Source organism: Salipiger abyssi, assembly GCF_017311415.1.
Lineage (GTDB): Bacteria > Pseudomonadota > Alphaproteobacteria > Rhodobacterales > Rhodobacteraceae > Salipiger > Salipiger abyssi_A.
This window is the reverse complement of sequence record NZ_JAEKIS010000005.1, coordinates 186,738-205,590: the sequence shown is the minus strand read 5'-3', so window position 1 is coordinate 205,590 and position 18,853 is coordinate 186,738. Positions and strand designations below refer to the sequence as shown.

General features: G+C 66.2%; 18 protein-coding genes. 14 read left to right on the top strand and 4 right to left on the bottom strand.

Features of this window, described 5'->3' with window-relative positions; translation table 11 throughout:
• The first annotated feature begins 77 nt into the window (after nt 1-77).
• The 5 genes from I6N89_RS09185 (at nt 78) to I6N89_RS09165 (ending at nt 4,161) form a co-directional block, all read left to right on the top strand.
• The gene (locus tag I6N89_RS09185) at nt 78-218 is read left to right on the top strand and encodes a hypothetical protein (RefSeq protein WP_017467604.1); all 141 of its coding nucleotides are present in this window, start codon (nt 78-80) and stop codon (nt 216-218) included.
• A 72-nt stretch (nt 219-290) separates the two neighbouring features.
• Nucleotides 291-653 carry a hypothetical protein gene (locus I6N89_RS09180; protein WP_207018056.1) on the top strand — a complete coding sequence of 121 codons (363 nt, stop codon included), beginning with the start codon at nt 291-293 and terminating at the stop codon, nt 651-653.
• Between the two features lie 355 nt (nt 654-1,008).
• A complete protein-coding gene (locus I6N89_RS09175) occupies nt 1,009-1,218 on the top strand; it encodes a hypothetical protein (RefSeq protein WP_207018055.1) in 210 nt (69 codons plus the stop codon).
• A gap of 140 nt (nt 1,219-1,358) precedes the next feature.
• On the top strand, nt 1,359-3,359 hold the full coding sequence (locus tag I6N89_RS09170) for an acetyl-CoA carboxylase biotin carboxylase subunit (RefSeq protein ID WP_207018054.1): 2,001 nt from the start codon (nt 1,359-1,361) through the stop codon (nt 3,357-3,359).
• 4 nt (nt 3,360-3,363) lie between these two features.
• Entirely contained in the window at nt 3,364-4,161 is a 798-nt protein-coding gene (locus I6N89_RS09165) for a hypothetical protein (protein WP_207018053.1), read from the top strand.
• Between the two features lie 79 nt (nt 4,162-4,240).
• On the opposite strand, the gene I6N89_RS09160 is transcribed toward I6N89_RS09165, so the two are convergent.
• Nucleotides 4,241-4,699: a DUF4174 domain-containing protein gene (locus tag I6N89_RS09160; RefSeq protein WP_207018052.1), complete on the bottom strand. Its 459-nt coding sequence runs from the start codon at nt 4,697-4,699 to the stop codon at nt 4,241-4,243.
• 136 nt (nt 4,700-4,835) lie between these two features.
• Here I6N89_RS09160 and I6N89_RS09155 point away from each other — a divergent pair, with 136 nt between their 5' ends.
• From I6N89_RS09155 to I6N89_RS09130, 6 genes are all read left to right on the top strand, one after another.
• Complete coding sequence (locus tag I6N89_RS09155) at nt 4,836-5,771, top strand: hypothetical protein (RefSeq protein ID WP_207018051.1); 936 nt, start codon at nt 4,836-4,838, stop codon at nt 5,769-5,771.
• Nucleotides 5,734-7,863: a methylmalonyl-CoA mutase gene (gene scpA / locus I6N89_RS09150; protein ID WP_207018050.1), complete on the top strand. Its 2,130-nt coding sequence runs from the start codon at nt 5,734-5,736 to the stop codon at nt 7,861-7,863. Before I6N89_RS09155 ends, scpA begins: the two co-directional genes overlap by 38 nt.
• Before the next feature lie 188 nt (nt 7,864-8,051).
• Nucleotides 8,052-8,672, top strand: a complete 621-nt coding sequence (locus I6N89_RS09145; protein ID WP_207018049.1) for a VOC family protein — start codon at nt 8,052-8,054, stop codon at nt 8,670-8,672.
• The gene (locus tag I6N89_RS09140; protein WP_207018048.1) at nt 8,669-9,148 is read left to right on the top strand and encodes a GNAT family N-acetyltransferase; all 480 of its coding nucleotides are present in this window, start codon (nt 8,669-8,671) and stop codon (nt 9,146-9,148) included. The genes I6N89_RS09145 and I6N89_RS09140 overlap by 4 nt, the downstream gene beginning before the upstream one ends.
• 41 nt (nt 9,149-9,189) lie before the next feature.
• On the top strand, nt 9,190-9,882 hold the full coding sequence (locus I6N89_RS09135; RefSeq protein WP_207018046.1) for a molecular chaperone DjiA: 693 nt from the start codon (nt 9,190-9,192) through the stop codon (nt 9,880-9,882).
• Nucleotides 9,883-9,888: 6 nt separating this feature from the next.
• Nucleotides 9,889-10,911: an endonuclease/exonuclease/phosphatase family protein gene (locus tag I6N89_RS09130; protein WP_207018044.1), complete on the top strand. Its 1,023-nt coding sequence runs from the start codon at nt 9,889-9,891 to the stop codon at nt 10,909-10,911.
• A 45-nt stretch (nt 10,912-10,956) separates the two neighbouring features.
• On the opposite strand, the gene gatB is transcribed toward I6N89_RS09130, so the two are convergent.
• Both gatB and I6N89_RS09120 read right to left on the bottom strand, forming a co-directional pair.
• The gene (gene gatB / locus I6N89_RS09125) at nt 10,957-12,471 is read right to left on the bottom strand and encodes an Asp-tRNA(Asn)/Glu-tRNA(Gln) amidotransferase subunit GatB (protein ID WP_207018042.1); all 1,515 of its coding nucleotides are present in this window, start codon (nt 12,469-12,471) and stop codon (nt 10,957-10,959) included.
• The gene (locus I6N89_RS09120) at nt 12,459-13,700 is read right to left on the bottom strand and encodes a hypothetical protein (protein WP_236016520.1); all 1,242 of its coding nucleotides are present in this window, start codon (nt 13,698-13,700) and stop codon (nt 12,459-12,461) included. Before I6N89_RS09120 ends, gatB begins: the two co-directional genes overlap by 13 nt.
• Before the next feature lie 297 nt (nt 13,701-13,997).
• Between I6N89_RS09120 and I6N89_RS09115 the strand changes: the two genes are divergently transcribed.
• Complete coding sequence (locus tag I6N89_RS09115) at nt 13,998-14,843, top strand: transglycosylase SLT domain-containing protein (protein ID WP_207018039.1); 846 nt, start codon at nt 13,998-14,000, stop codon at nt 14,841-14,843.
• Between the two features lie 240 nt (nt 14,844-15,083).
• On the opposite strand, the gene pepN is transcribed toward I6N89_RS09115, so the two are convergent.
• Nucleotides 15,084-17,699: an aminopeptidase N gene (gene pepN, locus I6N89_RS09110; protein ID WP_207018038.1), complete on the bottom strand. Its 2,616-nt coding sequence runs from the start codon at nt 17,697-17,699 to the stop codon at nt 15,084-15,086.
• Between the two features lie 116 nt (nt 17,700-17,815).
• Here pepN and I6N89_RS09105 point away from each other — a divergent pair, with 116 nt between their 5' ends.
• Both I6N89_RS09105 and I6N89_RS09100 read left to right on the top strand, forming a co-directional pair.
• Nucleotides 17,816-18,073 carry a hypothetical protein gene (locus I6N89_RS09105; RefSeq protein ID WP_207018036.1) on the top strand — a complete coding sequence of 86 codons (258 nt, stop codon included), beginning with the start codon at nt 17,816-17,818 and terminating at the stop codon, nt 18,071-18,073.
• A 94-nt stretch (nt 18,074-18,167) separates the two neighbouring features.
• Nucleotides 18,168-18,836, top strand: coding sequence for a DNA-3-methyladenine glycosylase I (locus tag I6N89_RS09100; protein WP_207018034.1), 669 nt, complete (start codon nt 18,168-18,170; stop codon nt 18,834-18,836).
• Nucleotides 18,837-18,853 lie beyond the last annotated feature (17 nt).

Here is an 18,853-nt window from a genome sequence, read left to right as displayed (position 1 = left end):
GCAATCGTTACCTCGGAACGAGGACAGGCAGGGCCAACAGGTCCTGTCGGTTTCGTTGAACCTGACAGGAGTAAGAGATGTCCAAGAGCATCAAAGTTCTCGCCATGCTGGGTCTGTTCGGCCTTGCCGCCTGCGGCGGCCAGCAGGAAGAAGAGTTCGTTGTGGTCGACCCCGAGCCGATCAGCACCGAGCCCGTCTACACCGGCAAGTACAAATAAGACTCCGGGGCGGGCCTGCGGGCCCGTCCCCCTTTCGCCCCGCGCGGTGCCCTTCGCTGAGGAGGGCGGGCGATGCTGAAACACCGCGGCTTTCCGGGCCGTCTGCCCGGCACCGATTACCAATTCACCATCCGGCGCGCCAACCCCAAGGGGGTGACGCCGATCGTGCGGCGCGAGCGCTATCGCGACCGCCGCAGCCCCGACAAGCGCGCCGATCTCGCCTTTATGGCATCACTCTGGGCGCATTTCGGAACCGAGCCGTTCGAGCGCGGCAATCTCGATGCCGGGCGGTTGTCCTGGCTCTTCGGGCGCGAAGTGCTGCCCTATGACGACCCGTTCGATCCCGAAAGCTACGAGTCGATGCTGATCATCGACGAGCAGGCAGCGCGCGCGGCCTTTCCCGAAGCCTTCGAGGAGGGCACGGAATGGGCGTGAATTTGCCACTCAGAGGAGAGTATGCGCGAAAGAGCGCCGAGTTTAAGTTGTGTGGCAGATACCGCTATGCGGCGCGTGGCGAGTCGGGCAGGCTGGACGTGTTGCGAGTGGTTCCGCGTCTCCGTAGGACGCAGCTCATTCACCGTTACCCTTCCCCTGGCGGGCGGCACGGCGCATCCCCTGGCCGTCCGTCCGCCTTTCTTTTCCCCGGCTCTGACTCTCGCGTGCGGTTTTCCGCCGGCGACAGGCGCCGCGCCGCCGGTTTGCGCTGTGTCGTACGATTTTCTTGGAACCTCCCGACGGAACGTGACGTTGTGACCGTGAAATATCGCAACCATCACAGGGAGTTTTCCTCATGGCTAAAACCGTTCTTCGCATCGTCGCCGTTCTCGGTCTCTTCACCGTCGCAGCCTGCGAGACCTCGGATATCGGTCGTGCGGGCCTTGGTGCCGGCGGCGGCTATCTGGCAGACCGTGCGCTCGGCGGCGACGGGATGGTCGGCGCCGCCGTGGGTGCAGCCGCAGGCACCGTCTGCGACGACGTCACCCCGCAATACTGTAACTGATCACCAGATCGGCGCCGGTTTCGGCGCTGAAACGGTAGAGGTTATGCAAGCCATCGGTGCCCCCGGCGCCGGTGGCTTTTTCGTGGCCGGAGACGCGGAGGCACCGCGCGGCCTGAGGAATATGTAGGAAAGGGACAGATATGTTCGAGAAGATCCTGATCGCCAACCGTGGCGAGATCGCCTGCCGGGTCATCAAGACGGCGCAGAAGATGGGCATCAAGACGGTGGCCGTCTATTCCGATGCCGACAAGCATGCGCTGCATGTGGAGATGGCCGACGAGGCGGTGCATATCGGCCCGCCGCCGGCGAACCAGTCCTACATCATCATCGACAAGATCATGGACGCCATCAAGCAGACCGGCGCGCAGGCGGTGCATCCGGGCTACGGCTTCCTGTCGGAGAACCCGAAATTCGCCGACGCGCTCGAGGCCGCCGGCGTCGCCTTCATCGGGCCGCCCAAAGGCGCCATCGAGGCTATGGGCGACAAGATCACCTCCAAAAAGCTCGCCAAGGAAGCCGGCGTCAGCACCGTGCCGGGCTATATGGGGCTCATCGAGGATGCCGAGGAGGCGGTGAAGATCTCCAACGAGATCGGTTATCCGGTGATGATCAAGGCCTCCGCCGGCGGCGGCGGCAAGGGCATGCGCATCGCCTGGAACGACGAGGAGGCGCGCGAGGGCTTCCAGTCGTCCAAGAACGAGGCGGCGAGCTCCTTCGGCGACGACCGGATCTTCATCGAGAAATTCGTCACCCAGCCGCGCCATATCGAGATTCAGGTGCTCTGCGACGCGCATGGCAACGGGCTGTGGCTGAACGAGCGCGAATGTTCGATCCAGCGCCGCAACCAGAAGGTTGTCGAAGAGGCGCCGAGCCCGTTCCTCGACCCCGAGACCCGCAAGGCGATGGGCGAGCAGGCGGTGGCGCTGGCCAAGGCGGTGGATTACACCTCTGCCGGCACGGTGGAATTCATCGTCGACGGTGACAAGAATTTCTACTTCCTGGAAATGAACACCCGCCTTCAGGTGGAACATCCGGTGACCGAGCTGATCACCGGCATCGACCTGGTGGAGCAGATGATCCGCGTCGCCAATGGCGAGGCGCTGAGCATCACCCAGGACGACGTGAAGATCAACGGCTGGGCCATCGAGAACCGGCTGTACGCCGAAGATCCGTATCGCAACTTCCTGCCCTCCATCGGCCGTCTGACCCGCTACCGTCCGCCGGCAGAGGGCAAGCTGGGCGAGGGGCTCGTGCGCAACGATACCGGCGTCTATGAGGGCGGCGAGATCTCGATGTATTACGACCCGATGATCGCCAAGCTCTGCACCTGGGGCCACACCCGCGCCGAGGCGATCGAGACCATGCGCAACGCGCTCGACAGTTTCGAGGTCGAGGGCATCGGCCACAACCTGCCCTTCGTCGCGGCGGTTATGGATCACGAGCGTTTCATCACCGGCAATATCTCCACCGCCTTCATCGCCGAGGAATATCCCGAGGGCTTCGAGGGCGTCACGCTCTCCGAGGACAAGCTGCGCGACATCGCGGCGGCGGCGGCGGCGATGAACCGCGTCGCCGAGATCCGCCGCGCGCGTATCTCGGGCACGCTCGACAATCACGAGCGCAAGGTCGGCGACGAGTGGAACATCGCGTTGCAGGGGCAGGAATTCGCGGTGAGTATCGCGGCGGACAAGCAGGGCGCGACCGTGCGTTTCGCCGACGGCGCCGAGATCCGCGTCGATGGCGACTGGACCCCGGGGCAGTCGCTGGCGCATATGACGGTGAACGGCGCGCCGCTGGTGCTCAAGGTCGGCAAGATCTCGGGCGGCTTCCGCATCCGCTCGCGCGGCGCCGATCTCAAGGTGCATGTGCGCAGCCCGCGCCAGGCCGAGCTCGCCCGGCTGATGCCCGAAAAGCTGCCGCCCGATACCTCCAAGATGCTGCTCTGCCCGATGCCCGGCCTCATCGTGAAGATGAACGTGGCCGAGGGCGACGAGGTGCAGGAGGGCCAGGCGCTCTGCACCGTCGAGGCGATGAAGATGGAGAACATCCTGCGCGCCGAACGCAAGGGCACCGTGAAAAAGATCAACGCCGGCCCGGGCGACAGCCTCGCCGTCGACGATGTGATCATGGAGTTCGAGTGATCCCATGGACCAGGCGCAGCCCAGCACTGGCATCTGGATCGGGGGCGGGTTTGCCGCGCTCGTCCTGCTGTGGGCTGCGCTTTACCTCGGCTCCGGGGCGGCAACGCCCCGGCTGATCCTGTCGCAATTCCTGTTCCGCATCGCACTGCCGATGGCGATCCTGCTGGGCGTGCCGCTGTTGCTGCTGGCACAACTCGTCGATCTGGAAGACCGACTCTGGCAGGCGCTGATCGCGGGCACGGTCATCGCCATGGGCTGGCTGACCACCGCGATCTTTTCCGAGATCGGCCGCTCGCGTGCCAAGGCCGAGCGACTGCGGGACTATCACAAGGCGCTCTATGCCGAGATCGGCAACACGCTGCGGGCGATGTGGGACGAGGGGCGTGCTGATGGCTACATGACCGAAACGGCTGCGCGCATGCGGCGGGAGCGCGATTTCGTGCCTTTCATTCCGCATGAACGGCACGATCACGTCTTCGATGCGATTGTCGAGGAGATCGAGGTGCTGCCCCGGCAGACCATCGACGCGGTCGTCGCCTATTACAGCCAGGTCAAGGCGCTGAGCATCATGGCCGAGGATATGCGGGGAGAGTATTTCCGGGCGACGCTGCCGCAGGAGCGGCGCATCGCCATGTACGAGGACTACGCGGATATGCGGCGTCAGGCCTTTGTTCTGGGTCAGCACGCGCTGGAACTGATCCGGGCCTATGCGGCGGGCGGCTCCGCGGCGGCGGATGCGGTGATTGCCCGGGTCAATAGCCCGGACGCGGCCCGCTCCGGCCGGTCAGCGGGATCGGAGTGAAGGGAATGTTGGGATCTTTTTCCATCTTACGCTCCTGCATGCGCCATGATGCGCACACCCTCAATATAGGCCGTTCGCGTCATTGCCGCAAGGTATCGCGCCGGTCGCGCACCTCCTGCTGGCGCAGCGGCTGCTTGTCGATGGAGCGCGAGATCTCGCGCACGTCCCAGGGTGCGGGCTTGCGGATGATGACCGTGCCGTCCTTGGCGACCAGCGTGAACATGAAGCCGCGCGGGCGCAGCTCGCGCCGGATCGGCGAGCGCGCCGAGGGATCGGTGTCGGTGATCACCACCGCGTCGCGCTCTTCCAGCGCATCGAGCCGCTCGGTGATGAGCTGCATCTGCTGCACATATCGCGGATCGGCGGGGTTGTCGGCAAAGACCACCAGCGGGCGCTTGATCCAGAGGAACTCCTCCAGCGTGGCCTCATCGGCGGGGCGGATCGTCTCGGCCTCGGTCGGTTCGGCGCCCTGCGCCGCGCCGAGCCCGGCGGTGAGGGTGAAAAATCCAATCGACACAAGGGTGATGCAGCGCTTCATACCCTCAGATATAGGCGCGCGCGCCGGCTCTGCACAGCGTTTCGCAGCCGCGCGCGCGAATTTTTCCGGACTTAACCGGTTTCTCATGGGGAGGGGCGCATGATGGCGCGGATTTCCCATATGGAGACGGACCGGAATGGACATCGTCCTGCATCTCGGGGCCCATCGCGCGGGCTCGACCACGTTTCAGACCTATCTGCGCGGTGCCGATGCGCCACTGGCGGGGCAGGGCGTCGGCTTCTGGGGGCCCTGGCGCACCCGCAACGGGCTGTTTCACGGGCTGATGGCGCCGCCTGCCGATCCGGTGGCGGCGCGGCGCGCCACGGGGCGGGTGCGGCTTGCGGTCGCGGCCTCGGCGCGGCGCGAGCTGCCGCTGCTGCTGGTCACGGACGAGGATATGCTGGGCAGCCCGCGCGCCTGTCTGCGCGCGCGGCGGCTCTATCCGCAGGCCGGCCAGAGGCTGGCGCGGGTGGCGGAGGCGTTTGGCCCGGTGCGCCGCGCGGTGTTGCAGATCCGCTCGCCCGAGATGTGGTGGGCCTCGGCGCTGGCCTTTCTCGTCGGGCGCGGCCTGCCGCTGCCGGATGTGGCGCAGATCGACGCGCTGGCGGCGCGCGCGCAGAGCTGGCGCCCGGTGATCGCCGATATCGCCGCGGCCCTGCTGGGAACGGAGCTGCTGGTCACGCCCTTCGAACGCTTTGCCGCGCGGCCCGACCGGCTGCTGATGCATGCGGCGGGGCTGCGCTTTGCGCCGCCGCTGCCGTCCGGCGGGATCTGGGAACATCGCGGCCCCGGTCTCGCAATGCTGCGGGCGCTGCTGGCCGAACGCGGCGCGGCCGCCGCTGCGTTGCCCGAGGGCGAGGGGCGCTGGATGCCGTTCTCGCCCGGGCAGGCCGCTCGCCTGCGCGAAACCTATGCGGACGATCTGTTCTGGCTGCGCGCCGGGGCGGATGGTCTGGCCCGACTGACGGAAGACCCGGAGCCCGGACAGGACAGGATCAACTGGCCGCCGGCTCCCAGAGAGAGAGGACAAGACGATGACAGCCAAGACGGACGATTGGCACAATCTCGCTGAAAAGGAGCTGCGGGGCCGCCCGCTGGAGGATCTGACCTGGGACACGCTGGAAGGCATCGAGGTCAAGCCGCTCTATACCGCCGAGGACGTGGAAGGGCTGCCGCAGATCGGCGAGCTGCCGGGGTTCGAGCCCTTCACCCGCGGTGTCAAGGCGACGATGTATGCCGGGCGCCCCTGGACGATCCGGCAATATGCCGGTTTCTCGACGGCGGAGGAATCGAACGCTTTCTACCGCAAGGCGCTGGCCGCCGGGCAGCAGGGTGTTTCCGTGGCCTTCGACCTTGCCACCCACCGGGGCTATGACAGCGATCACCCGCGCGTGGTGGGCGATGTCGGCAAGGCGGGCGTCGCCATCGACAGCGTCGAGGACATGAAGATCCTGTTCGACGGCATTCCGCTCGACAAGGTCTCGGTCTCGATGACGATGAACGGTGCGGTGATCCCGGTGCTGGCCAACTTCATCGTCACCGGAGAGGAGCAGGGCCATGATCGCGCGCTGCTCTCGGGCACGATCCAGAACGACATCCTCAAAGAGTTCATGGTGCGGAACACCTATATCTATCCGCCCGAACCCTCGATGCGGATCATCTCGGACATCATCGAATACACCTCGAACGAGATGCCGAAATTCAACTCGATCTCGATCTCCGGCTATCACATGCAGGAGGCCGGCGCGAACCTGGTGCAGGAGCTGGCCTATACGCTGGCGGATGGCAAGGAATACGTGAAGACGGCAATGGATGCCGGCATGGATATCGACAAGTTCGCCGGGCGGCTGTCGTTCTTCTTTGCCATCGGCAAGAACTTCTTCATGGAGATCGCCAAGCTGCGCGCCGCGCGCATGCTCTGGGCCCGCATCATGACCGAGCTGGGGGCGCAATCCGCCCGCTCCAAGATGCTGCGCACCCACTGCCAGACCTCTGGCGTGTCGCTGGCCGAGCAGGATCCGTATAACAACGTCATCCGCACCGCCTATGAGGCGATGAGCGCGGTTCTGGGCGGCACCCAGTCGCTGCACACCAACGCGCTCGACGAGGCGATCGCGCTGCCGACCGAATTCTCGGCCCGGATCGCGCGGAACACCCAGCTCATCCTTCAGGAAGAGACCGGCGTGACCAAGGTCGTCGATCCGATGGCGGGCTCCTACTATGTCGAAAAGCTCACCGCCGATCTGGCCGAGGCGGCGTGGAAGCTGATCGAGGAGGTCGACGAGATGGGCGGCATGACCAAGGCGGTGGCCTCCGGCATGCCCAAGCTGCGCATCGAGGAGACGGCGGCGCGGCGTCAGGCCGATATCGACCGGGGCGACGACGTGATCGTCGGCGTCAACAAGTACCGGCTCGAGAAAGAAGACGATCTCGACATTCTCGATATCGACAACGCCAAGGTGCGCGACGGTCAGGTGAAGGCGCTGGAGCGTATCCGCGGCGAGAGGGACCAGCCTGCCTGCGACGCCGCGCTGGCCGAGCTGGAACGGCGCGCGAAAGAGGGCGGCAACCTGCTGGAAGCCGCGGTGGAAGCGGCCCGTGCCCGGGCCTCCGTTGGGGAAATCAGCATGGCGATGGAAAAGGTGTTCGGCCGTCACCGGGCCGAGGTAAAGACGCTCGCAGGCGTCTATGGCGCCGCCTATGAGGGCGACGAGGGCTTTGCCGCGATCCAGAAGGCGGTGGACGATTTCGCCGAGGAGGAAGGCCGCCGCCCGCGCATGCTCGTGGTCAAGATGGGCCAGGACGGCCATGACCGGGGCGCCAAGGTGATCGCCACGGCCTTTGCCGATATCGGCTTCGACGTCGATGTGGGCCCGCTCTTCCAGACCCCCGAAGAGGCGGCGCAGGACGCCATCGACAACGACGTGCATATCGTCGGGATCTCGTCGCAGGCAGCCGGCCACAAGACGCTGGCGCCGCAGCTCATCGCCGCGCTGAAGGCGCAGGGGGCCGAGGATATCATCGTGATCTGCGGCGGGGTGATCCCGCATCAGGATTACCAGTTCCTCTACGATGCCGGGGTGAAGGCGATCTTCGGACCGGGCACCAATATCCCCGACGCGGCGCAGGATATCCTCAAGCTGATCCGCGAGGCGCGGAGCTGATCGCCGCGTAGGCGCGTTGCACAAATCTCTCCACGGACGGGCCGAAACCGGCCCGTCCGACCTCCGGAGAGACCGAAAATCCACACGGTCCGGCGTATGCGTTTGGGCCGCTTGCGCATTTTTGCCATTTCCTTAATGATTTCCGCGCCCTATCTTGGGTCGGACGGGTCAGGACAAGCGGATGGCGGATGAAGCTTCAGCTGGATCACATCGCGGTACTGGGCGAGAGCCTGGAAGAGGCGGTCGCGCATTCCGAGGCGGCGGTCGGGATGCCGCTTTTGCCGGGCGGGGAACACCCGCGCTATGGCACCCATAACCAGCTTCTGGGGCTGGGCCGGGGGCTCTATCTCGAAGCGATGTCCATCGACCCTGCCGCACCGCCGCCGGAGGAGCCGCGCTGGTTCGGGCTCGACCGGTTCGAGGGCCCGGCGCGTCTGGATAAGTGGATTTGCCGGGTAAAGGATATGGAGGCCGCGCTCGAAGCGCTGCCCATGGCCGGGCGCCCGGTCGCGCTGTCGCGCGGACGCCTGCGTTGGGTCATGTCGGTGCCCGAGGACGGCATGCTGCCCTTTGACGGGATGTTCCCGGCGCTGATCGAATGGCGCAGCCCGGTGCCCGCCGGCGCGATGCTCTCGGCTTCCGGCACCACACTGGCCCGGCTCATGGTCACCCATCCCGAGGCCGATGCGCTGGAGGCGCTGCTGGCGCCATATCTCGACGCACCGCTGGTGCAATTCGCGACGGGCGACGCGCCGGGGCTGCGGGCCGAGCTGCGCAATGCGCAGGGTCAGGTGAGGGTGCTGCAATGATCGTCCGCCCGGCGCGGGCGGAGGATGCGGCGGCGCTGGTGGCGCTCTGGAACCCGTGGATCGAAAACACCGCCATCACCTTCAGCACCGAGCTCAAGACCGAAACCGGCCTCACCGCCGATATCGCCGCGCGCGGCCCGGCCTTTCAGGTGGCGGAGGCGGAGGGCGCGCTGTTGGGGCTCGCAACCTTCTTTCCCTTCCGCGCCGGCCCCGGCTATGCGCGCACCAAGGAGCACACGATCATCCTGTCGCCCGCCGCGCGCGGGCGCGGTGCGGGCCGCGCGCTGATGAGCGCGCTCGAAGAGGTGGCGCGGGGGCAGGGGGTGCATTCGCTCTTTGCTGGCGTTTCGGCGGAAAACCCCGAGGGCGTGGCCTTTCACGCCGCCATCGGTTTCCGCGAGACGGCACGGCTGCCGCAGGTCGGCTACAAGTTCGGTCGCTGGATGGACCTTGTGCTAATGCAGAAATTTCTCTGAGCCGCCCTGACAGTCCGGCGCGGACAGCGTAATATCCTCCCATGTCGATCTGGACCCGCATTTCCGAAGCGCTTTCCGCGCTGGCCAAGGGCGAGGGGCTGGGCGCGGTCTTCGACCGGTTGCGCCAGCCTCCCGAACGCAGCGTGGCCTTTACCATCGCGGTGATCGCGCTTTCGGCCAAGATGGCCAAGGCCGACGGCCAGGTGACCCGCAACGAGGTCGCCGCCTTTCGCGAGGTGTTCTACATCGCGCCCGAGGACGAGAAGGCGGCGGCCCGGGTGTTCAACCTCGCCCGGCAGGACGTGGCCGGGTTCGAAGAATACGCCCGCCGCATCCGCCGTATGTTCGACGAGGCGAGCGGCCCGGTCTGCGACCTGATGGAGGGGCTCTTTCACATCGCCGTGGCCGACGGGCATTACCACCCGGGTGAGGATCAGTTCCTCGAACGCGTGGCCGAGATCTTTGGTGTGCCGCAACCCGATTTCCGCGCCCTGCGCGCCCGCTTCGTGCCCGATGCGGCGCCCGACCCCTATGCGGTGCTGGGAGTGACGCCCGACACGCCCATGCCCGAGATCCGCCGCCACTGGCGCCAGCTCGTGCGCGACAGCCACCCGGATGTGATGCAGGCGCGCGGCGTGCCGGAGGAGGCGGTGAAGCTTTCTGAAAAACGGCTCATCGACATCAACCGCGCCTGGAGCGAGATTTCGGCCCGCGAAGAGCGTCAGGAGGCCTGAGCGCGGATGCGGCTCGCCACCTACAATGTCGAATGGTTCGATTCGCTTTTCGACGAGAGCGGCGCGCTGCTTGTCGATGACGGCTGGTCGGCGCGGCACGACATCACCCGGGCGCAGCAGATCGAGACGCTGGGCATCGTCTTTACCGCGATGAACGCCGATGCGGTGATGATCATCGAGGCGCCGGACGGCAATTCCCGCCGCGACACCACACGCGCGCTCAAGAGTTTTGCCTCAGCCTTCGATCTGCGCACCCGCGAGGTGCTGACCGGTTTCGTCAACGACACCCAGCAGGAGATCGCGCTGCTCTACGATCCTGCCGTGCTGAGCGCGCGTCACGCTCCGGTGGGCGAGCGCGGCCCGGCGCAGGGCGATGACGGCGCGCCGCGTTTCGACGGGGTGTTCCGCATCGACCTCGATATCGACGCCACCGAGGACAAGGTGGTGTTCTCGAAACCGCCGCTGGAGGTGGAGGCGGTGACGGCGAAGGGCAATGTGCTGCGGCTGATCGGGGCGCATCTGAAATCCAAGGCGCCGCACGGGGCGCAGACCCGCGACCAGATCATGCGGCTGGCCATTGCCAACCGGCGCAAGCAGCTCGCCCAGGCGATCTGGCTGCGGCGCCGGGTGGCGACGCATCTGGAGGCAGGCGAGAGCCTGATCGTGATGGGCGATCTGAACGACGGCCCGGGGCTCGACGAATACGAGCACTTGTTTGGGCGCAGCTCGGTCGAGATCGTGCTGGGCGATGGCGGGCCGCGGCTCTACGATCCGCATGCGACCCAGGCGCTGAATGCGAAGCTGGGGGCGCAGCCGACCACCGCACGCTTCTATATTTCGGGCGAGCAGCGCTATTTGCAGGCGATGCTGGACTACATCATGGTGTCGCCCGATCTCGCGGCGCGAGGGCCGAAATGGCACATCTGGCACCCGTTCGACGACCCGGTCTGCTGGGAAACGCCGGAGTTGCGCCAGGCGCTGCTGACCGCATCAGACCATTTCCCGGTGACGCTGGACATCGACCTGTAGAGCGGCAGACGGGCCACCCCGCGGGCGCGGGATGGCCGAGCAGGGTTACTGTGCGAGTTTCTTCGAGACGATCTCGTTCACCGCCTTGGGGTTGGCTTTGCCGCCGGTGGCCTTCATCACCTGCCCGACGAACCAGCCCGCGAGCTTGGGGTTCTGCTTGGCCTTTTCCACCTGCGTCGGGTTGGCGGCGATGATCGCGTCGACGGCGGTTTCGATGGCGCCGGTATCGGTCACCTGCTTCATGCCGCGCTCTTCGACGATCTTTTCCGGGTCGCCGCCCTCGGTATAGACGATCTCGAACAGATCCTTGGCGATCTTGCCGGAAATCGCGTCCGACTTGATCAGCCGCACGATACCCGCCAACTGTGCCGGGGACACCGGGCTTTCGGTGATCTCGTGACCTTCCTTCTTGAGACGGCCGAAGAGCTCGTTGATCACCCAGTTGGCGGCCAGCTTGCCGTCGCCCGCCTCGCCCGCGACCTCTTCGAAATAGGCGGCATTCGCCACCTCGGCGGTCAGCACGCCGGCATCGTATTCCGACAGGCCGAAATCGCCCACGAACCGCGCCTTCTTGGCATCCGGCAGCTCGGGCAGGTTTGCGGCGATATCGTCCACCCAGGCCTGTTCGATCTCCAGCGGCAGCAGGTCGGGATCGGGGAAGTAGCGGTAATCATGCGCCTCTTCCTTGGAGCGCATCGACCGCGTCTCGCCCTTGTCGGGATCGTAGAGCCGGGTTTCCTGATCGACCGAGCCGCCGGCCTCGAGAATGGCGATCTGGCGGCGCGCCTCGTAGTCGATGGCGGCCTGGATAAAGCGCATGGAGTTCATGTTCTTGATCTCGCAGCGCGTGCCGAGATGGCTGAAATCCTGGGTTTCCTGATATTTCTCGTACTGGCCGGGGCGGCAGACCGATACGTTCACATCGGCCCGCAGGTTGCCGTTCTGCATATTGCCGTCGCAGGTGCCGAGATACCGCAGGATCTGCCGCAGCTTCGACACATAGGCGGCGGCCTCTTCGGGCCCGCGAATGTCGGGGCGCGAGACGATCTCCATCAGCGCCACGCCGGTGCGGTTGAGATCGACGAAGGACATGTTCGGGTCCATGTCGTGGATCGACTTGCCGGCATCCTGCTCGATATGGATGCGCTCGATGCGCACGAGGCGGGCGATGCCCGGCTCCATATCCACGATCACTTCGCCTTCGCCGACGATGGGGTGATAAAGCTGCGAGATCTGATAGCCCTGCGGCAGATCGGGGTAGAAATAGTTCTTGCGGTCGAAGGCCGATTTCAGGTTGATCTCTGCCTTCAGCCCCAGCCCGGTGCGCACCGCCTGCTCGACGCAGAATTCGTTGATGACCGGCAGCATGCCGGGCATGGCCGCGTCCACGAAGCTGACATTGCTGTTCGGCTCTGCGCCGAATTTGGTCGAGGCGCCCGAGAACAGCTTGGCCTCGGAGGCGACCTGGGCATGCACCTCCATGCCGATCACCAGTTCCCAATCGTATTTGGCCCCGGCGATGACCTTGGGTTTGGGGGTCTCGAAGCTCAGGTCAAGCATGGCGCATCCTCGTCTCGCTGATCGCGACGGGGATACGCCAGAGCGGAACAGGGAGCAAGGGTGCAGGCGGCACAGGGCGAGGGTGTCAGCACGATGCCCGCCTCGGTAAAGCGCACCTGCCGGCCGCGCGCCAGCTGATGGGCGAAATGCTCCGCCAGCGCAGAGAGCGCGCGGGCCTCACCCAGCCGCAGCCGCTCGCCGCCGTCGGTGCTGCCCCGGACGGGGCGGGCATCGGCCCAGAGCTCGGGATGCACCTCGCGCAGATGGTCCTGCGCGATCCAGCCGAAACAGCCGGCAATGCGGGCCCGGGCCGAGCCCGGCACGGCGGCACCCGAGAGCGTCAGCCCGCAATAGGCGGCCAGCAGGTTGGCCATGTGCTGATCGGGGCGGCGATGCAGGATATCGTGCAGCCCCTCGGCGAAGAGCTCCGCATCCACATTCGCGAAGCCGCCCGGCGCGGCGCCCGCCAGCGCGTCGAACCACACCCAGGCATAGCCGCCCAGCCCCCAGATATCCGCGGTGTGCCCGGCGGTGCGCCGCGCCTCGCGGTCGAGCCGCTCCCAGTCGCCAAAGCGCTGCGGGATCAGGTCGCGTCCCAGCGCGCGCAGGTGGTCGGGGCAGGCGGGATCGAGGTCGATCAGATCCTCGTAATCGTCATAGACCCGATGCTCCGGATGCGGATCCAGATCGAGCAGAGCGCAGCGCAGCGCGGCAAGCAGGGGCGAGTCGTGCTCCAGCGGATCGAAGGGTGCGATCAGTCGCTGCGCCGCTTCCAGATGTTGCGCCCGGGCATCGCGATGCAGGAGGCCGCCAGAGCGGGTGGCCCAAGCTTTGGCCACGCCGAGATGCGCTTGCGCCAGCATGGCGGCGAGCCAGGGCGCGCGTTCGGCGCCGTCGATGGCGTCGCGCAGGGCGAAAAGGCTGGCGCGGGCGGCGGTGGGATCGTCGCGACGGACAGCGGCCAGCGCGCTCCCCATCGCGTCCGAACAGGCGCCCTCGGCCAGAAGCCGCGCTACCGGCGTGCCTCCGGGCGCGGCATCTCGGGCGGTATCCGCCTCGCGCAGCCCGCGCGCCAGCACCTCCCAGGCCTCCTGCCGGGCGAGATAGCGCCCCTGCGTCCGCAGGCGGTCGCGCTGCACCGCGTCGGGCGGGGCGTCGCGGACCGGGATCAGGATCCGGGGCTGTGGCGCGCTGCCGGGACAGTCCTCCGGGCGTGAGGGCAGCGGCATCGAAACCTCCCCGGCACGGGGTCGCACACCCAGCCGGGCGCCCAGGGCGCGGACTGCTGGAAACAGATCGGGAATCTTACCGGGAACCATCATGACGGAGAGACTGGTCGCGGATTCGGGCGTCATGAGGGCGTTCCGGCGAAGAAGCGGCGGCATTCCGCGCATCGCTGTCCCGGTCCTGCCGCATTGATTTACAAAGGGTTAATGCAGGCGATACCCGGTTTCCACCTATGCGCCTCGGGGATGCCACCCCCTCGCGCTTTACCCATGGAACCCGATGTGGCAAGCGTCTGGGCCATGCTGCCCCGTGTTCTCTGTGTCGTGGCGGCGCTGGTCACTGCAAGCGCCGCCTGGTCCGATCCGGTCCGCCTTCCGCCCATCGCCAAGGTGACGGCGGCTGTGTCCGAGTCGCTGCGCCCGCAGGTGCGCCGGATGCGCATCCCCGAGGCGCGCTGGGGCAGATCCGCAGACCGCAACACCTGGTCTCTGGCGGCGCTGTCGGCGCTGCGCGGTCATGCCAGCCGCCTGCCGGAAACCGTGCCCGCCGATATTTCGACCTGGTGCCCGGCCTATCCCAGCGCCACCCAGGCCGACCGCGAGGCGTTTTGGCTGGGGCTGGTTTCGACGCTGGCCAAGCATGAAAGCACGTATCGCCCCACCGCCGTGGGCGGCGGCGGGCTGTGGTATGGGCTGCTGCAAATCCTGCCCTCGACCGCGCGGCTCTATGGCTGCGAAGCGCGCAGCGGGGCGGCGCTCAAGGATCCGCGTCTCAACCTGGCCTGCGGGCTGCGCATCATGGCCAAGACCGTGGCGCGCGACGGGGTGGTGAGCCGAAATATGCGCGGCGTGGCGGCCGACTGGGGCCCGTTTCACTCGCGGGCGAAACGCGAGGACATGATCGCATGGACGCGCGCGCAGCCCTATTGCGCCGGTCTGCCGCGCTCGCTGAAACCGGTGGCGCGCCCCGATGCCTGGGGCCAGCCCGCGCTCATGGCCGGGCTTGAGGGCACGCGCCCGCAATTGCCGGAAATGCAGGGGGTCGTGGCGCTCAGCATCGACGGAACCATCGTGCGCAAAGCCTCCGATCCCGTCATTGCCACCTCGGGTACGACCGCCGAACAGGACATCGGCCGGGAGCACTGATCCCGGGTCACGTCCGACGTTCCTCTTTTCGGCAACTACTCTCCCGGAGGCATTCGCCCGGGTGGTGCAAACGATCACCCGAGACGGACCCGCCGGCACATATCGTTCAGCGCTTTTGTTCGAATGTTCGAAGGCGAAGGCGCGGACGGTCATTCGCCGTTGCCATCCGCCACGATCCCCGTCATCGCCCGCGTAGGGTGGGCAATTCTGCCCACCGCTCCAGACAGCCGCCAGCCGGGGTCAGCTCAGCAGCCGTGTCACCATCTCGGTCACGTCGCGCGACAGTCCGGGCTTGCCGGCGATGCGCTCCAGCTCGGCCTTCATCAGTGCCTGGCGTCCTGCATCGTAGCGTTTCCAGGTCTGGAAGACCGAGCACATGCGCGCCGTGGTCTGCGGGTTTTTCTCGTCCAGCTTGATCAGCCAGTCCGCCAGCAGCTTGTAGCCGCTGCCATCCTTGGCGTGAAAACCCGCGTGGTTCATCGCCAGCGAGCCCATCACCGCGCGGAAACGGTTGGGGTTCTTCCAGTCGAAATCCGCCCGCTCGGTCAGCGCCCCGGCGCGGGTCGCGGCATTTTCCGGGGCGGTGGCGGCGACCTGAAGCGCGAACCATTTGTCCATCACCAGCCGGTCATCTTTCCACTGCGCCTCGAACGCGGCCAGCGCGGTCTCTTCGGCGCCCGCCGAGATTAGGCAGCTCAGCGCGCTGAGCTGCATCGTCATATTGTCGGCGGCATCGTATTGCGCTTGTGCTGCCTTGCCGCCGTCGAGCCGGGTTTGCAGCGCCAGCACCGCGTTGCCCAGAGCGCGCTTGCCGGATTGCTCGGCATCGGGGCTGTAGGCGGCGCTCACCGCGCTTTCCTCGCGCAGCGCCGGCAGCAGGACGGACCAGCGCTCGGCCATGGCGTTTTTCAGCGCCTCGGTGGCGGCATAGATCGCGTCCGGATCGGGCGTCACGCCCCTGGCATGCAGCATCTGCGCCAGCTCCGACTGGGTCGGCAGCGACAGCATCAGCGCGCGGAAAGCCGGATCGAGATCGGCGGCGCGCACAACCTGTTCCAGCGCGTCGATCCAGGCGGTGTCCGGCCCGGCGCCCTCGGTGATCATCGCGTAGAGGCAGGCGCGGGCGAGATCGCGGCTCGCCTCCCAGCGGTTGAATGCGTCGGTGTCATGGGCGAGCAGAAAGCGCTTTTCCTCGGGAGCGGTCTCGCGCTCCAGCACCACCGGCGCGGAAAAGCCGCGCAGGATCGAGGGCACCGGCTTTGTTGAAACACTTCCATCGACGCGCTCAGGCATCTCATCTGGATTACCAGTATTCAGAACCCAGCCTTCAGCAGTCCATGAAAAGCTGAAGCTCTGCTCGGCCTCTGTCATCTCCAGCACCGTGGTCGGCACCACCTCGTCGCCATTGGGGTTCAGCAGCCCAACCGCGATGGGCAGCACCTGCGGCGCCTTCTCGGACTGGCCGGGGGTGGGCGGCGTGTGCTGCTTGAAGGTCAGCGTATAGACCCCGTCGGCATAATCTTCTGTCACGCTCAGATGCGGGGTGCCGGATTGCGAGTACCAGCGCTTGAACTGCGCCAGATCGCGGCCCGTGGCGTCCTCGAACACCTTCAGCCAGTCCTCGATGGTCGCCGCGTCGCCATCGTGGCGCTCGAAATAGAGATCCAGCGCCTTGGCGTAATCCTCGTCGCCCACCAGCCGCTTGAGCATGCCGATCACCTCGGCGCCTTTCTCATAGACCGTGGCGGTATAGAAATTGTTGATCTCCTGAAAGCTCTCGGGCCGTACCGGGTGTGAGAGCGGCCCCTGATCCTCGGGGAACTGGCGCGCGCGCAGGTCGATCACGTCGGAGATCCGCTTCACCTCGGCCGAACGCATGTCGGAGGTGAACTGGCTGTCGCGGAACACCGTCAGCCCCTCTTTAAGGCAAAGCTGGAACCAGTCGCGGCAGGTGATGCGGTTGCCGGTCCAGTTGTGGAAATACTCATGCGCGATGATCGCCTCGATGCGCTCGAAATTTGCGTCGGTCGAGGTCTCGGGAGAGGCGAGAACGCAGGAAGAGTTGAAAATGTTCAACCCCTTGTTCTCCATCGCGCCCATATTGAAGTCGTCGACCGCAACAATGTTGAAAATGTCCAGGTCGTATTCGCGCCCGTAGACCTCTTCATCCCATTTCATCGAGGCTTTCAGCGCCTCCATGCCGAAGGCGCATTTGTCCTCGTCGCCGGGGCGGACCCAGATGTTCAGCTCCACCGTCTTGCCCGACATGGTGGTGAACTCCCCGGGATGGTTCACCAAATCGCCCGCCACCAGCGCAAAGAGATAGGCCGGTTTCGGCCAGGGATCGTGCCATTCCGCCCAGCCTTCGCCGCTGTCGGTGGGGTTGCCATTCGACAGTTTCACCGCCTCATCGCCCTCGATGCGCACCGTGAAGGTGGCCATCACGTCGGGCCGGTCGGGGTAATAGGTAATCTTGCGAAAGCCTTCCGCCTCGCATTGTGTGCAATACATGCCGTTCGACATGTAAAGCCCTTCAAGCGCGAAGTTTTCCGCCGGCGCGATCTCGACCTCCGCCTCCCAGAGGAACGGGCCGGAGGGCACCTTGCAGCGCAGGCCCTGCGGCGTGACCTCGGGCGCGACCTCTTCGCCGTCGATGGCGGCGCGGATCAGTTTCAGCTCTTCGCCATGCAGGAAGAACTCCTGCTCCGGAGCGTTCGGGTTCGGCACGAAATGGATGCGCGATTTGACCCTTGTGGCATTGGGCGCCAGCGCCACGGTGAGATGCACATCCGCCACCTGCCAGCCGAAGGGGGTGTAATCCTCGAGATAGATGGTCTGGGGGCTCGCGTCTTTCATGTCTCTCTCATCCTCGGGGCTGGGGCGGCGCCGGAACTGTGTCGGCTGCCAAAGTGTTAGGCCTATGAGACACGGGCGGCAACCGCGCGCCCGGGAAAAATCGAAAGGAGGGGACCATGTCGGCACCCGACACCAATCTCAAGAAACAGGAACGCCAGCACCGCGCGCCGCTCTGGGGCATCTGGGCCGGGCTGGGCATTGTCGTGCTGCTCTTTCTCGGCTGGCTCGGCTGGGTCATAGCCGGCGGCGAGGCGCCCGAGGCACAGGGCACCGTGATGGACGATTTCACTGGCCAGTCCGAACAGGTGAACGAGGACGCGGCGGTGGAGCGCGATGCTCAGGATCTGAACAGCGTGCCTGCGGGCGCGGATTGATAGGGTGGCCCCGCAGCGGGCTGTTCTCAATTTGTTCTTTACCTTTGTTGGTCCGTCCGGCAGTTTTCGCTCAGTGTGAACGCTGGAGGGGCCGATGCGCCGTTTCGAAGAGATCCTTGATATCGCCGCCGAGCGGAAGGGCGGGCGCGACGCTGTGCTCGCCGGCATTCCGACGCCGAAATCACCTGACGAGATCGCCGCCATCCCCGATGACCGCTGGCTTGCGGGTATGGCGCGGGGGATCTTTCAGGCCGGGATAAGCTGGACCGTGGTCGAGAACAAATGGCCGGAGATCGAAGAGGCGTTTCGCGGCTTCGATGTGGGCGCGCTGTCGATGATGTCGGAAGACTGGTTCGACGATCTCGTCGCCGACAGGCGGGTGATCCGCTCGGCGCCCAAGATTGCTGCCATTCGCGACAACGCGGCGTTCCTGCGCCGCCTCGCCGAAGAGGGCACTCCCTTCGGGCGCCGGGTGGCCGACTGGCCCGAGGCGGATTTCGCCGGGCTGCTCGACTGGCTCAAGCGCGACGGGTCGCGGCTTGGCGGCGGGACGGCGGCCTATCTCCTGCGCAGCATGGGCAAGGACGGCTATATTCTCAGTCAGGATGTGGTGGCGCGGCTGGTGGCCGAGGGCGTGATCGACAAGGCGCCAAGCTCGCGCAAGGCCATGCAGGCCGTCCAGCAGGCGTTCAATGCGTTGCGGGAGGAAAGCGGCGCCACACTCACCACGATCAGCCGGGTGCTGGCGCAAAGCATCGGGTAAGGTGCGCAGGGTGTAGG

Coding starts and splice junctions, on each gene's coding strand:
- I6N89_RS09185 (WP_017467604.1), top strand. CDS start 78: ATGTCCAAGAGCATCAAAGTTCTCGCCATGCTGGGTCTGTTCGGCCTT.
- I6N89_RS09180 (WP_207018056.1), top strand. CDS start 291: ATGCTGAAACACCGCGGCTTTCCGGGCCGTCTGCCCGGCACCGATTAC.
- I6N89_RS09175 (WP_207018055.1), top strand. CDS start 1,009: ATGGCTAAAACCGTTCTTCGCATCGTCGCCGTTCTCGGTCTCTTCACC.
- I6N89_RS09170 (WP_207018054.1), top strand. CDS start 1,359: ATGTTCGAGAAGATCCTGATCGCCAACCGTGGCGAGATCGCCTGCCGG.
- I6N89_RS09165 (WP_207018053.1), top strand. CDS start 3,364: ATGGACCAGGCGCAGCCCAGCACTGGCATCTGGATCGGGGGCGGGTTT.
- I6N89_RS09160 (WP_207018052.1), bottom strand. CDS start 4,699: ATGAAGCGCTGCATCACCCTTGTGTCGATTGGATTTTTCACCCTCACC.
- I6N89_RS09155 (WP_207018051.1), top strand. CDS start 4,836: ATGGACATCGTCCTGCATCTCGGGGCCCATCGCGCGGGCTCGACCACG.
- scpA (WP_207018050.1), top strand. CDS start 5,734: ATGACAGCCAAGACGGACGATTGGCACAATCTCGCTGAAAAGGAGCTG.
- I6N89_RS09145 (WP_207018049.1), top strand. CDS start 8,052: ATGAAGCTTCAGCTGGATCACATCGCGGTACTGGGCGAGAGCCTGGAA.
- I6N89_RS09140 (WP_207018048.1), top strand. CDS start 8,669: ATGATCGTCCGCCCGGCGCGGGCGGAGGATGCGGCGGCGCTGGTGGCG.
- I6N89_RS09135 (WP_207018046.1), top strand. CDS start 9,190: ATGTCGATCTGGACCCGCATTTCCGAAGCGCTTTCCGCGCTGGCCAAG.
- I6N89_RS09130 (WP_207018044.1), top strand. CDS start 9,889: ATGCGGCTCGCCACCTACAATGTCGAATGGTTCGATTCGCTTTTCGAC.
- gatB (WP_207018042.1), bottom strand. CDS start 12,471: ATGCTTGACCTGAGCTTCGAGACCCCCAAACCCAAGGTCATCGCCGGG.
- I6N89_RS09120 (WP_236016520.1), bottom strand. CDS start 13,700: ATGCCGCTGCCCTCACGCCCGGAGGACTGTCCCGGCAGCGCGCCACAG.
- I6N89_RS09115 (WP_207018039.1), top strand. CDS start 13,998: ATGCTGCCCCGTGTTCTCTGTGTCGTGGCGGCGCTGGTCACTGCAAGC.
- pepN (WP_207018038.1), bottom strand. CDS start 17,699: ATGAAAGACGCGAGCCCCCAGACCATCTATCTCGAGGATTACACCCCC.
- I6N89_RS09105 (WP_207018036.1), top strand. CDS start 17,816: ATGTCGGCACCCGACACCAATCTCAAGAAACAGGAACGCCAGCACCGC.
- I6N89_RS09100 (WP_207018034.1), top strand. CDS start 18,168: ATGCGCCGTTTCGAAGAGATCCTTGATATCGCCGCCGAGCGGAAGGGC.